This is a genomic window from Streptomyces sp. NPDC001157, from assembly GCF_053598255.1.
In genome coordinates this window covers 25765-38864 of record NZ_JBSFJW010000045.1, presented here as the reverse complement: position 1 = coordinate 38864, position 13100 = coordinate 25765, and the positions used below count along the sequence as shown (strand labels likewise).

The following is a 13100-nucleotide window of genomic DNA, read 5'->3' as shown; positions in this document are numbered from 1 at the left end:
ACCGGAGAGAGCTCAGGTGCTTTCCTAGGCGCTGTGCGTGGCGTTGCGGATCGCTCGCCAGCGGCGGAGGAAGAAGCGCAGGAAGAGCGTCTCGGAAGCGACGGCGTAGAGGAGCACCGCGCCTGCGATGGCGAGGTCGCCGAGGAGGGCCGGGTGGGGGTCCAGGGCTTCGGTCAGGAAGTAGGCGCCGAGGCTCTCTGCCAGGACACCCGTGCTCAGGATGAACACGGCGGTGGCGATGTACGGATACCCCATGTGAGTGCCGGACGAGACGAGCCGCGACTCCCAGCCGAGCAACTCCCCTTGCCCGAGGGCACCGTTGATCTGACGCTCGACCGCTGCCACGCCCTGGCCGGCCCGTTGGGAGCGATGGTATTCGCCCAGCCAGATGAGCAGGCTCGCCTTCGCGGCACCGGGGACGAAGATCAGACAGGCCGGTATCAGGATGCCGCGAGAGAGGTCGGACGTGAGCATCGCCGCGGTGACGACCGCGAGCGAGGTGAACGCGAAGTTCATGATCTGGATGCGGTTGCTGATCGCCTGCAGGCTCTCCGACCGCAGCGAGTTGTACTCGGCGAGGAGCGCTGTCAGCGCCGCCGAGGCCGCCGCATCCGGAGGCCGGCCGCGGGCGGCGGCCCTGCGCGGGGCGGGAGGCGACGGCGGCGGGTCGGTCACCCTGACATTGTTTCCAGCAACTCCGCCGCCGACACACCACCGGGATCCATGAAGGCGTAGGCGAACGTGCGGAATCCGAGTGCCCTGGCACGGTCCAGGTTGGCCGCCCGGTCCTCCACGATCAGCGTGGACCGCGGTGGCGTGTGCTCCGCGGCGACATCCAGGAGCCCCCGTCCGGGCGAACTCTTGGTCAGCCCCAACCGGCAGGACAGGAAGACGAGTTCGGGGTCGATCCAGCGGGCGAGGTCCAGTCGCTGCGCCTGCTTGACGTACCAGAAGGACGTGTTGTTCGAGGCGATGCCCACAGGCCGCGCCCCGTCGGCGGAGGCGGCCGCGAGCAGCTCACCGGCGGCGGGGTTCGCCACCAGCAGTTCCTCCTCCAGCTCCTGGACCAGCTCGGGGGGAACGGTGCGCCCCAGCTCCCGGGAGAGCGCCTGCCAGTACTCCGCCTCCGTGCTCTCCCGCACGCTGAACTCCCGCCACAGCCGCCGGCCTGCCTCCCGGACGGCCGAGGGGGCGAGCCCCCACCGGTCCGCGAGTCCCGCCCCGGGGGTCAGCAGCAGTGTCTCCCATGGGTCGCAGAACAGGACGTTGCCGAGATCGAAGAGGATCACTGACGGGTCGTCGGCTTCCGCGTTCATCTCAGGGACCCCCTCCTCGACGGGCACACAGGGCCGGCGGCCCGGATGTGCGAGGCCAGCATGCCGCACATCCCGGCCGCTTACGAGAACGGTCAGCCCATGTGCGGGTACGTGTAGTCCGTCGGCGGGACCAGGGTCTCCTTGATCGCTCGGGTCAGGGTCCAGCGCTGCAGGTTCTGCGGGGCGCCGGCCTTGTCGTTGGTGCCGGAGGCGCGGCCGCCGCCGAAGGGCTGCTGGCCGACGACGGCGCCGGTCGACTTGTCGTTGATGTAGAAGTTGCCGGCCGCGTAGCGCAGCTTCTCCATCGTGTACGCCGCCGCCGCGCGGTCGCCCGAGATGACCGAGCCGGTCAGCGCGTAGTCGGACACCGACTCCATCTGGGTCAGCATCTCCTCGTACTTGTCGTCCTCGTAGACGTGCACGGCGAGGAACGGGCCGAAGTACTCGGTGCGGAAGACCTCGTTCTCCGGGTCGTTGCACTCGACGACGGTCGGACGGACGAAGTAGCCGACCGAGTCGTCGTAGGTGCCGCCCGCGACGATCGTGCAGGCCGGGTCGGACTTCGCGCGGTCGATGGCGGCCTTGTTCTTGGCGAAGGCGCGCTCGTCGATGACGGCGCCGATGAAGTTGGAGAGGTCCGTGACGTCACCCATCGTCAGGTAGTCGACCTCGGTCGCGAACTCCTCCTTGAAGCCGGAGTTCCAGATGGACGCCGGGATGTAGGCGCGGGAGGTCGCGCTGCACTTCTGGCCCTGGTACTCGAAGGCTCCGCGGGTGAGCGCCGTCTTGAGGATCGCGCGGTCGGCGCTGGGGTGGGCGACCAGGAAGTCCTTGCCGCCGGTCTCGCCGACCAGCCGCGGGTAGGAGCGGTACTTCTCGATGTTGTTGCCGACCGTCTTCCACAGGTACTGGAAGGTCTTGGTCGAGCCGGTGAAGTGGATGCCCGCGAGGTCGCGGTGGACCAGCGCCACCTTGGAGACCTCGATGCCGTCGCCGGTGACGAGGTTGATGACGCCCTTGGGCAGGCCCGCCTCCTCCAGCAGCCGCATCAGCAGGACGGCCGCGTGGGTCTGGGTCGGGGACGGCTTCCAGACGACGACGTTGCCCATGAGCGCCGGGGCGGTGGGCAGGTTGCCCGCGATCGCGCTGAAGTTGAACGGCGTGATCGCGTAGACGAAGCCCTCCAGCGGGCGGTGGTCGAGACGGTTCCACACGCCCGGGGAGTTGGCCGGGGGCTGCTCGGCCAGGATCTGGCGGGCGTAGGCGACGTTGAAGCGCCAGAAGTCGATGAGCTCGCAGGGACAGTCGATCTCGGCCTGCTGGGCGGTCTTCGACTGGCCGAGCATGGTGGAGGCCGCAAGGGTCTCGCGCCACGGGCCGGAGAGGAGCTCGGCCGCGCGCAGGATGATCGCGGCGCGGTCGTCGAAGGACATCGCGCGCCAGGCGGGCGCGGCGGCAAGGGCCGCGTCGATGGCGTCCTGCGCGTCCTGCTGGGTGGCGTTGGCGTACGTGCCCAGGCGGGCCTTGTGGTTGTGCGGCTGCACGACGTCGAACCGCTCGCCGCCGCCCATCCGCTTCTCGCCACCGATCGTCATCGGCAGGTCGACCGGGTTCTCGGCCAGTTCCTTGAGCTTGGCTTCCAGCCGGGCACGCTCGGGCGAGCCGGGGGCGTAGCCGTGCACCGGCTCGTTGACGGGGGTGGGGACCTGGGTCACAGCGTCCATGGGATCCGTAACTCCTTGATGTTGAGCGGGTGTTGCGAGCGGGGTGCGGGGTCAGCCCTTGCTGAGCATGCTGCGGACGAAGAAGCGCAGGTTCGCCGGCTTCTCCGCGAGCCTTCGCATGAAGTAGCCGTACCAGTCGGTGCCGTAGGCGGTGTAGACGCGCATCCGGTGGCCCTCGGCGGCGAGTCGGAGGTGCTCGTCGCTACGGATGCCGTAGAGCATCTGGAACTCGTACTCGTCGGGCTTGCGCCCGGCCTTGCGGGCCAGCTCCTGGGCGATGGAGATCAGGCGCGGGTCGTGGGACCCGACCATCGGGTACCCCTCGCCCTCCATCAGGATCCTGAGGATCCGCACATACGCCTTGTCGATCTCCTGCTTCTGCTGGTACGCGACCTCGGCGGGCTCCTTGTACGCGCCCTTCACCAGGCGCACCCGGCTGCCGGCCGCGGCGAGGCGGCGGGCGTCGGCCTCGGTGCGGAACAGGTAGGCCTGGATGACGCAGCCCGTCTGCGGGAAGTCCCTGCGCAGTTCCTCGTGGATGGCGAACATCGAGTCGAGGGTGGTGTGGTCCTCGGCGTCGAGCGTGACCGTCGTACCGATGGCGGCGGCGGCCTCGACGACGGGCCGGACGTTGGCGAGGGCCAGCTCGTGGCCGCCGTGGAATGCAGGGGCGGGCCCGAAGGGCCCTTCGAACAGGGCGGTGGTGGGCGACGGGAGGGACTGACCGAACATCGACAGTTTCACGGACATCTCGACCCGCTCGACGAGCTCCAGCTGCCTGAGCCGGTCGATCAGCGCCAGGTAGGCGTCCCTGGCCGCGGCGGCCTGCTCGGGGGTGGTGATGTCCTCGCCGACGACGTCCATCGTCAGCTCCAGGCCGCGCCCGGTGAGGTCCTTGATGATCGGCACGATGTCGTCGACGGTCTCACCGGGGATGAAGCGGTCGACGACCTGCTTGGTCACCGGGGCCGCCGAGATCAGGCGTCGCATCCGGTCGCTGCGCGACGCGGCAAGAATCACGGGACCCAGCACGGGGCACCTCCACAAACCAGCAGATAGAACCACCGTGAAACCTAAGGATCCCTCCGATCCTCAGCCATCGACAGCTGTCACGCATCCGTGCCGCAGATCTCAGACAGATGTATGAAGCGGGCCCGGAAATGCGGGAGAATGCCCGAGTGACGTCCGAAGCCTTCAGCCACGCAGGTGACTACCAGGAGCTGGTCGACGAGATCTCCGAGCTTCTCGGCGCCCCCGCCACCCTGGAGAACCGGGACTTCGAGCTGATCGCCTTCGGTGCGTACGACAGTGAGGGCGACCTCGACGCCTCCGCCCTGGACCCCGTGCGCACCCGCTCGATCCTGACGCGGCGCTCCACGGCCGCGGTCCGTTCGTGGTTCGAGGGCTTCGGCATCACGAGGGCGACGGGCCCGGTCCGTATCCCGCCGACGCCCGAGGCGGGCGTGTACCGGGGACGTATCTGTCTGCCGGTACGCCATCGGGGTGTCGTCCTGGGTTATGTGTGGCTGCTGGACTCCGACCCGGGCCCGACCGAGCGGCAGCTGACGGCGGCGATGGACGTGGCGGCCCGCATCGGCGCTCTGCTGGCGGACGAGGCGCAGCACGGCGCCGACCTCACCCGGGAGTTGCGGGCCGTGCTCACCGCCGAGCGCGGCTGGCCGCAGGACATGGCGGTGGCGGAGCTGCGCACCGCGCTGGGCTCCCGCGCGGACGGCCTGCACACGATGGTCTGCGTGACCCCCTGGCCGTCCGCCGACCCGGACGACGCCCCTTCGGTCCGTACGGTGCCGGGGGCGACGGCGCTGTGCACGGTGCCGTGGGGCGCGGACTCCCAGTCCCTGGCCCTGCTGGTACGGCTGCGCTCGGCGGACGTCCTGACACCGGCCGGCTCGGCGGCGGGGCGGCTGCTGGAGCGGGCGCGGCAGCTGGAAGGGGGCGGCACGGCGGCGTGCGGGATCGCGGCCGCGCGCACCGGGCTCGCGGAGCTGGCGACGGCCTGGCGCGAGGCCCTGGCGGCGGCGCGGGCCGCGCTGGCGGAGCCCCGGCTCGGTCCGGTCGCGGAGTGGGCACACATCGGCCCGTTCCGCCTGCTCACCGCGCTGCCCCCGGAAGTGGCCCACGACCCTGCCGTACATGCCCTGTTGTCCCCCACCTACCGCGAACTCGCCCGCACCGCCGAGATCTACCTCGACTGCGCGGGCCAGGCCGCCCGCACGGCCGCCGAGCTGGGCATCCACCGCCAGACCCTGTACTACCGCCTGTCCCGCGTGGAGAAGCTGACGGGCCTCGACCTGGACGACGGCGAGGACCGGCTGCTGCTGCACATGACGTTGAAGGGCGCAAGGCTGTAGCCCTGCCGCTGCTGATGCGGCATGCCGCAAGCGGGTCAGCTCCCGTTGACACCCGCGACCACGCGGCGCAGCCCTTCGGTGAGCTGCGTGGCGTCCGTCGCCGTGTCCGGATTGAAGAGCCACTGCACCATGAGCCCCTGGAGGAGGGTCTGGTAGAAGCGCCCCTCGCTGTCGATGGCCTCCTTGCCCTGCTCCTCCTCCGGGATGTCGTTGAACAGGGGCAGGAGGCCCGAGCGGCCCTGCTCCTCCGCCTCGACGAGCATCTGGCGCACCTCCGGCATGCGGTCGCCCTGGAGGATCAGCTCGAAGCTCAGCATCCAGATCGCGCGCGATTCGCCCACCGCCCCGACGATGTTCTCCCACACGGCCCGGAATCGCTCCAGCGACCCGGCAGGCGTCGACTTCGCGGCCTGCCCCTCCCCGCCGGGCTCGAACCGGTGCCCCGTGGCCTCGATCAGTGACACATACGCCTGCACCAGCAGCGCGTCCTTCGACCCGTAGTGGTAGCCGATGGACGCAAGGTTCGTCCCCGACTCCTTGACGATGTCCCGCGCGGTCGTACGCAGGAACCCCTTCTCCAGCAGGCAGCGCTTGGCGCCTTCAAGCAGATCCTCACGGTGTCCCATGTCCCCACCCTACTCCGATCCATACACCTGTCCTATACGCATGACTTATACATTCGTTCTAGACACTCGTTTAATACGCTTGTACAGTCACTGGCATGACGAACCCGACGAGCACCACCACAACCCCGTCCGGCCAACTGGCCGGCCGCCGCGAATGGACCGCACTGGGCGTGCTGATGCTCCCGCTGCTGCTGGTCTCGATGGACGTCTCGGTCCTCTACTTCGCCATCCCCGCGATCAGCGCGGACCTGGAGCCGAGCGGCACCCAGCAGCTGTGGATCTTCGACATCTACGCCTTCGTCCTGGCCGGCCTGCTGATGACGATGGGCTCGCTGGGCGACCGCATAGGCCGCCGCAAGCTGCTCCTGATCGGTGCGGCCGCCTTCGGCCTCGCGTCGCTCACCGCGGCCTACGCGAACAGCGCCGAGACCCTGATCGCGGCCCGCGCGGTCCTCGGCATCGGCGGCGCGACCCTGATGCCGTCGACGATGGCGCTGATCCGCACGATGTTCACCGACCCCGGCCAGCGCGCCAAGGCGATCGGCATGTGGTCCGGTGTGATGACGGCCGGCATCGCGCTCGGCTCGGTGATGAGCGGTGTCCTGGTCCAGTACTTCTGGTGGGGCTCGGTCTTCCTGGTCAACCTGCCCGCGATGGCACTGCTGCTGGTCCTCGGCCCGCTCCTGCTGCCCGAGTCGAAGGACCCGAACCCCGGCCGCTTCGACTGGCTGAGCGTCCCGCTCTCGATGGCAGCGGTGCTCCCCGTCATCTACGGCCTCAAGGAGATCCCGTCCGAGGGCTGGCACGCGCAGTACGTCGTCTCGATCACGGTCGGCCTGCTCTTCGCCGCCGCCTTCGTCCACCGTCAGCGCACTGCCGGGCACCCGATGATCTCCCCGGCCCTGTTCCGCGGCCGCGGCTTCGCCCCCTCCGTCGCCCTCAACCTCGTCGCCTCGTTCGCCATGTTGGGCTCGGCGTTCTTCACCACGCAGTACCTGCAGTCGGTGCTCGACAAGAGCGCGATGGAAGCGGCCCTGTGGGCGCTGCTCCCCTCGGTGCCGATCGGCATGGCGGCCCCGATGGCGACCGCGCTGGTCCAGAAGGGCGTCAATCGCGCCTACGTCGTCACCGCGGGCTTCGCCATCGGCGCCGTCGGCTACGCCCTGCTGGCCCTCGCGGACACCGACTCGCTCTGGCTGGTCCTGACGGCTTGCGGCGTCCTCGCCTCCGGCATCGTCATGGTCATCTCCCAGATCACGGACCTCGCGATGAGCAGCGCCCCGGTGGAACGGGCGGGCTCGGCGTCCTCCCTGATGGAGACCGGCGCGGAGTTCGGCGGCGCGCTCGGCATGGCGATCCTCGGCTCCATCGGTACGGCGCTCTACCGCCACGACATCCCGGCTTCGGCGCCGGCCGCGGCACACGAAACACTGGGCGGCGCGCTCGCGGTCGCCGGTCAGCTGCCGGGGCGCACGGGTGACGCCCTGGCTGCGATGGCCCGGGAGGCGTTCACGAGCGGGATGCAGGGCGCGGCGATCGCCGGGACGGTACTGCTGGTGGGGGCGGCGGCGCTGGCGGCAAGGGCGCTGCGGGGAATTCACGTCAGCGACAAGTAGGGCAACGCGAAGGGGCCGAGCCGACTCACGTCGGCTCGGCCCCTTCGCGTTGTGGATGCGTCAGACGAGGTTCACGGAACGGGCGAACGTCGCCCCGATCTCGGCCTCGACCTCGGTCAGCACCCCGGCGGGCACCGTGTCGTCGACGGTGAGCACAGCAAGCGCCTCGCCACCGGCCACGGCCCGCGAGACCTGCATACCGGCGATGTTGATGCCCGCCTCGCCGAAGATACGACCCACCGTGCCGACCACACCGGGACGGTCCTCGTACCGCAGCACGACCATGTGGTCGGCAAGGGCGAGGTCGACGTCGTAGTCGCCCACGGCCACGATCTTCTGCAGGTGCTTCGGGCCGGCCAGCGTGCCGGAGACCGACACCTCCTCGCCGCCCGAGAGCGTGCCGCGCACGGTGACGACGTTGCGGTGGTCGGCGGACTCCGAGCTGGTGGTCAGCCGTACCTCGACGCCGCGCTCCTGCGCGAACAGCGGGGCGTTGACGTACGACACCGTCTCGTCGACGACGTCCTCGAAGACGCCCTTGAGGGCGCTGAGCTCCAGCACCTTCACGTCGTGCTGGGTGATCTCGCCGTACACCTCGACGTCGAGGCGGACGGCGACCTCGCCCGCGAGCGCGGTGAAGATGCGGCCGAGGCGCTCGGCGAGGGGCAGGCCCGGCTTGACGTCCTCGGCGATCACACCGCCCTGGACGTTCACCGCGTCCGGCACGAGCTCACCGGCGAGGGCGAGACGCACCGAGCGGGCGACGGCGATACCGGCCTTCTCCTGCGCCTCGTCGGTGGAGGCACCCAGGTGCGGGGTGGCGACCACCTGGTCGAACTCGAACAGCGGGGAGTCCGTGCAGGGCTCCTTCGCGTACACGTCGAGACCGGCACCGGCGACGCGGCCCTCCTTGAGGGCGGAGTACAGCGCCTCCTCGTCGACGATCCCGCCGCGCGCGGCGTTGACGATGCGCACGCTCGGCTTGACCTTGCGCAGCGCCTCGTCGCCGATGAGACCCACGGTCTCGGGGGTCTTCGGCAGGTGGACGGTGATGAAGTCGGAGACCTCGAGCAGCTCGTCCAGCGACAGCACCTTGACGCCCATCTGCGCGGCGCGGGCGGGCTGGATGTAGGGGTCGTAGGCGACGACCTTCATGCCGAACCCGGACATGCGCTGGGCGACCAGCGCACCGATCCGCCCGAGACCGACGACACCGAGGGTCTTCTCGGCGAGCTCGACACCCGTGTACTTGCTGCGCTTCCACTCGCCGTTCTTCAGCGCGGCGTTGGCCTGCGGGATGTGGCGGGCAGTGGCGACGATGAGACCGCAGGCCAGCTCCGCGGCGGTCACGATGTTCGAAGTGGGGGCGTTGACGACCATCACGCCGGCCTTGGTGGCGGCGGAGACGTCCACGTTGTCCAGGCCGACGCCGGCTCGTGCGACGACCTTCAGCTTGTGCGCGGCGGCGATGGCCTCGGCGTCGACCTTGGTGGCCGAGCGGATCAGGATCGCGTCGACGTCGGCGATGGCGGGGAGCAGTTCGGCTCGGTCCGCTCCGTTGCAGTGCCGGATCTCGAAGTCGGGGCCAAGCGCGTCCACGGTCGCGGGCGACAGCTCTTCAGCGATGAGTACGACGGGTTTCGAGCTCACGTGAGTCCTCACAAGTCCAATGCGGACGGCCGTCCCGACGGCCGCAGGCGGTGGAGGGTTGCTAGCCGCGTTGGAGACGCACGACGCTGTGGGCCTGACGCGTATGTTGTACGGCAGTGTAGTGGCGCGACGACGATCGTCTTACGCCTCTGCGGAAGGATCACCCGGACGAGAGGCGCCATTTTGTAGCCCCTCCGGCGATTGAGGAGCGGGGTCCGGGGCAGAGCCCCGTGGCGGTGCCCCCGGCTGAGGGCACCGCCACGGGACACGGAGGTCACGCCTCCTCGTCGACCCAGCTCATCAGCTTCCGCAGCTGCTTGCCCGTGGTCTCCAGCAGGGACTCGGCGTCCTTCTGCTTGTACTCGTTGTACTTCTTCAGACCGCCGTGGTACTCGGCCATCCACTCACGCGCGAAGGTGCCGTCCTGGATCTCGGCGAGGACCTTCTTCATCTCGGCCTTGGTGGCGTCGGTGATGATGCGCGGGCCGGTGACGTAGTCGCCCCACTCGGCGGTCTCCGACACGCTCCAGCGCATCTTCTCCAGGCCGCCCTCGTACATGAGGTCCACGATCAGCTTCAGCTCGTGCAGGCACTCGAAGTACGCGATCTCCGGCTGGTAGCCGGCCTCGGTCAGCGTCTCGAAACCGGCCTTCACCAGCGCGGCCGTACCACCGCAGAGAACGGCCTGCTCGCCGAAGAGGTCGGTCTCGGTCTCCTCGGTGAAGGTCGTCTTGATGACGCCGGCGCGGGTGCCGCCGATGCCCTTGGCGTACGACAGCGCCAGCGCGAAGGCGTTGCCGGTCGCGTCCTGCTCGACGGCCGCGATACACGGAACGCCGCGGCCCTCCTCGTACTGGCGGCGCACCAGGTGACCCGGGCCCTTGGGGGCGACCATGCAGACGTCGACGCCCGCCGGGGGCTTGATGAAGTCGAAGCGGATGTTCAGGCCGTGGCCGAAGAACAGCGCGTCGCCGTCCTTGAGGTTGTCCTTGATGGACTCCTCGTAGACCTGGGCCTGGATCGGGTCCGGCACCAGGATCATGATGACGTCGGCCTCGGCGGCGGCCTCCGACGGCGTCACCACGCGCAGGCCCTGCTCCTCGGCCTTGGCCTTGGACTTGGAGCCCTCGTGCAGACCGACACGGACGTCGACACCCGAGTCACGGAGCGACAGCGCGTGGGCGTGGCCCTGGCTGCCGTAACCGATGACCGCGACCTTGCGGCCCTGGATGATGGACAGGTCGGCGTCGGCGTCGTAGAACAGCTCGGCCACTTTGGGTTCTCTCCTTGAGTGCAGATGTTGCGTCCCACCGTATGACGGCGGGCGGAAGTGAGGTTTCGCGGTCTCGGAATACGGGCGGCCGGTGTCACCCGGCCGCCTCAATACGTCGTTACGCCGACCGGTCGAGCGCGCGCAGCGAGCGGTCGGTGATCGAGCGGGCGCCCCGGCCGATCGCGATCGTGCCGGACTGGACGAGCTCCTTGATGCCGTACGGCTCCAGCATCTTGAGCATGGCGGACAGCTTCTCGTTGCTGCCGGTGGCCTCGATCGTCACGGCCTCCGGGGAGACGTCGACGGTCTTGGCGCGGAACAGCTGGACGATCTCGACGATCTGGGAGCGCGTCTCGTTGTCGGCGCGCACCTTCACCAGGACGAGTTCGCGCTGAACGGCCTGCGAAGGCTCCAGCTCGACGATCTTCAGCACGTTGACCAGCTTGTTGAGCTGCTTGGTCACCTGCTCCAGCGGCAGGTCCTCGACGCCCACCACGATGGTGATGCGGGAGATGTCGGGGTGCTCGGTGACGCCGACCGCGAGCGAGTCGATGTTGAAGCCGCGGCGGGAGAACAGCGCGGCGATCCGGGCCAGGATGCCCGGGGTGTTCTCCACCAGGACGGAGAGCGTGTGCTTGGACATGGTCTGGTTGCGTCTCTCTCGCTCAGTCGTCTTCGTTGTCGCCGAAGTCGGGGCGGACGTCCCGGGCGGCCATGATCTCGTCGTTGGAGGTGCCGGCGGCGACCATCGGCCACACCATCGCGTCCTCGTGGACGATGAAGTCGATGACGACGGGGCGGTCGTTGATGGAGTTCGCCTCTTCGATGACCTTGTCGAGGTCGGCGGGGTCCTCGCAGCGGATCGCGTAACAGCCCATGGCCTCCGACAGCTTCACGAAGTCGGGGACGCGGGTGCCGGCGCTCGGCTGCTTGCCGTCCGCGTCCGGGCCGCTGTGCAGCACGGTGTTGGAGTAGCGCTGGTTGTAGAAGAGGGTCTGCCACTGGCGGACCATCCCGAGGGCGCCGTTGTTGATGATGGCGACCTTGATCGGGATGTTGTTCAGGGCGCAGGTGGTGAGCTCCTGATTGGTCATCTGGAAGCAGCCGTCGCCGTCGATCGCCCAGACCGTCCGGTCCGGGGCACCGGCCTTGGCGCCCATCGCGGCCGGGACCGCGTAGCCCATCGTTCCGGCGCCGCCGGAGTTCAGCCAGGTCGCGGGCTTCTCGTACTGGATGTAGTGCGCGGCCCACATCTGGTGCTGGCCCACGCCCGCGGCGAAGATCGTGCCCTCCGGTGCGAGCTGCCCGATGCGCTCGATGACCTGCTGCGGCGACAGCTGGCCGTTCTCGGGGTGCTCGTAGCCCAGCGGGTACGTCTCGCGCCAGCGGTTGAGGTCCTTCCACCAGGCCGTGTAGTCGCCCTGGTGGCCCTCGTTGTGCTCCTTCTGGACGGCCTGGATCAGATCGGCCAGCACCTCGCGGGCGTCCCCGACGATCGGCACGTCCGCCTCGCGGTTCTTGCCGATCTCGGCGGGGTCGATGTCAGCGTGGACGATCTTGGCGTACGGGGCGAAGCTGTCGAGCTTGCCGGTGACGCGGTCGTCGAAGCGGGCTCCGAGGGCGACGATCAGGTCGGCCTTCTGCAGCGCGGTGACGGCGGTGACCGCACCGTGCATGCCCGGCATTCCCACGTGCAGCGGGTGGCTGTCGGGGAATGCGCCGAGCGCCATCAGGGTGGTGGTGACGGGCGCTCCGGTGAGCTCGGCGAGAACCTTGAGCTCGGCGGTGGCGTGTGCCTTGATGACACCGCCGCCGACGTAGAGGACGGGCCGCTTGGCGGAGGTGATCAGCTTGGCGGCCTCGCGGATCTGCTTGGCGTGCGGCTTGGTCACCGGGCGGTAGCCGGGCAGGTCCATGACCGGCGGCCAGGAGAAGGTCGTCTGCGCCTGCAGCGCGTCCTTCGCGATGTCGACGAGGACCGGGCCGGGGCGGCCGGTGGAGGCGATGTGGAAGGCCTGCGCGATGACGCGCGGGATGTCCTCGGCCTTGGTGACCAGGAAGTTGTGCTTGGTGATCGGCATGGTGATGCCGACGATGTCCGCCTCCTGGAAGGCGTCCGTGCCGATCGCCTTGGACGCGACCTGCCCGGTGATCGCCACGAGCGGCACCGAGTCCATGTGCGCGTCGGCGATCGGGGTCACCAGGTTGGTGGCGCCCGGGCCGGAGGTCGCCATGCAGACGCCGACCTTGCCGGTGGCCTGCGCGTAACCCGTGGCCGCGTGGCCGGCCCCCTGCTCGTGGCGGACCAGGACGTGGCGCACCCGGGTGGAGTCCATCATCGGGTCGTACGCAGGAAGGATCGCACCGCCGGGAATGCCGAATACCGTGTCGGCCCCGACCTCCTCGAGAGAGCGGATGAGGGACTTCGCACCCGTGACGTGCTCGGGTGCGGACTGCTGTCCTCCGGATCGGGGCCGCGGCTGCGGATGGGCCCCGGTGGCCTGCTCGGTCATCGTCAGTCTC

At 69.4% G+C, this 13100-nt stretch carries 11 protein-coding genes; 2 read left to right on the top strand and 9 right to left on the bottom strand.

What is annotated here, in order from left to right; translation table 11 throughout:
- Positions 1-24: 24 nt before the first annotated feature.
- From ACWDAG_RS42315 to ACWDAG_RS42300, 4 genes are all read right to left on the bottom strand, one after another.
- On the bottom strand, positions 25-675 hold the full coding sequence (locus tag ACWDAG_RS42315; protein ID WP_450700891.1) for a hypothetical protein: 651 nt from the start codon (positions 673-675) through the stop codon (positions 25-27).
- Positions 672-1316, bottom strand: a complete 645-nt coding sequence (locus tag ACWDAG_RS42310) for a hypothetical protein (protein WP_450700890.1) — start codon at positions 1314-1316, stop codon at positions 672-674. The genes ACWDAG_RS42315 and ACWDAG_RS42310 overlap by 4 nt, the downstream gene beginning before the upstream one ends.
- Before the next feature lie 92 nt (positions 1317-1408).
- Positions 1409-3040, bottom strand: a complete 1632-nt coding sequence (gene pruA / locus ACWDAG_RS42305; protein ID WP_450700889.1) for an L-glutamate gamma-semialdehyde dehydrogenase — start codon at positions 3038-3040, stop codon at positions 1409-1411.
- Between the two features lie 51 nt (positions 3041-3091).
- The gene (locus tag ACWDAG_RS42300) at positions 3092-4072 is read right to left on the bottom strand and encodes a proline dehydrogenase family protein (protein ID WP_450700888.1); all 981 of its coding nucleotides are present in this window, start codon (positions 4070-4072) and stop codon (positions 3092-3094) included.
- Positions 4073-4200: 128 nt separating this feature from the next.
- On the opposite strand from ACWDAG_RS42300, the gene ACWDAG_RS42295 reads away from it, so the two are divergent.
- Positions 4201-5412: a PucR family transcriptional regulator gene (locus tag ACWDAG_RS42295; RefSeq protein ID WP_450700887.1), complete on the top strand. Its 1212-nt coding sequence runs from the start codon at positions 4201-4203 to the stop codon at positions 5410-5412.
- 35 nt (positions 5413-5447) lie between these two features.
- Here ACWDAG_RS42295 and ACWDAG_RS42290 read toward each other — a convergent pair whose 3' ends face one another.
- The gene (locus tag ACWDAG_RS42290) at positions 5448-6038 is read right to left on the bottom strand and encodes a TetR/AcrR family transcriptional regulator (protein WP_450700886.1); all 591 of its coding nucleotides are present in this window, start codon (positions 6036-6038) and stop codon (positions 5448-5450) included.
- A 95-nt stretch (positions 6039-6133) separates the two neighbouring features.
- Between ACWDAG_RS42290 and ACWDAG_RS42285 the strand changes: the two genes are divergently transcribed.
- A complete protein-coding gene (locus ACWDAG_RS42285; RefSeq protein WP_450700885.1) occupies positions 6134-7654 on the top strand; it encodes an MFS transporter in 1521 nt (506 codons plus the stop codon).
- Between the two features lie 60 nt (positions 7655-7714).
- Here the strand turns inward: ACWDAG_RS42285 and serA are convergent, their stop codons facing one another.
- The 4 genes from serA to ACWDAG_RS42265 all read right to left on the bottom strand — a co-directional run bounded on the left by serA (position 7715) and on the right by ACWDAG_RS42265 (position 13090).
- Positions 7715-9304, bottom strand: a complete 1590-nt coding sequence (gene serA / locus ACWDAG_RS42280; RefSeq protein ID WP_450700884.1) for a phosphoglycerate dehydrogenase — start codon at positions 9302-9304, stop codon at positions 7715-7717.
- Positions 9305-9578: 274 nt separating this feature from the next.
- On the bottom strand, positions 9579-10577 hold the full coding sequence (gene ilvC, locus ACWDAG_RS42275) for a ketol-acid reductoisomerase (protein ID WP_450700883.1): 999 nt from the start codon (positions 10575-10577) through the stop codon (positions 9579-9581).
- 118 nt (positions 10578-10695) lie between these two features.
- A complete protein-coding gene (gene ilvN / locus ACWDAG_RS42270; RefSeq protein ID WP_366833964.1) occupies positions 10696-11220 on the bottom strand; it encodes an acetolactate synthase small subunit in 525 nt (174 codons plus the stop codon).
- Positions 11221-11242: 22 nt separating this feature from the next.
- Complete coding sequence (locus ACWDAG_RS42265) at positions 11243-13090, bottom strand: acetolactate synthase large subunit (RefSeq protein WP_450700882.1); 1848 nt, start codon at positions 13088-13090, stop codon at positions 11243-11245.
- Between the last annotated feature and the right edge of the window lie 10 nt (positions 13091-13100).

Coding starts and splice junctions, on each gene's coding strand:
- ACWDAG_RS42310 (WP_450700890.1), bottom strand. CDS start 1,316: ATGAACGCGGAAGCCGACGACCCGTCAGTGATCCTCTTCGATCTCGGC.
- pruA (WP_450700889.1), bottom strand. CDS start 3,040: ATGGACGCTGTGACCCAGGTCCCCACCCCCGTCAACGAGCCGGTGCAC.
- ACWDAG_RS42295 (WP_450700887.1), top strand. CDS start 4,201: ATGCGGGAGAATGCCCGAGTGACGTCCGAAGCCTTCAGCCACGCAGGT.
- ACWDAG_RS42290 (WP_450700886.1), bottom strand. CDS start 6,038: ATGGGACACCGTGAGGATCTGCTTGAAGGCGCCAAGCGCTGCCTGCTG.
- ACWDAG_RS42285 (WP_450700885.1), top strand. CDS start 6,134: ATGACGAACCCGACGAGCACCACCACAACCCCGTCCGGCCAACTGGCC.
- ilvN (WP_366833964.1), bottom strand. CDS start 11,220: ATGTCCAAGCACACGCTCTCCGTCCTGGTGGAGAACACCCCGGGCATC.
- ACWDAG_RS42265 (WP_450700882.1), bottom strand. CDS start 13,090: ATGACCGAGCAGGCCACCGGGGCCCATCCGCAGCCGCGGCCCCGATCC.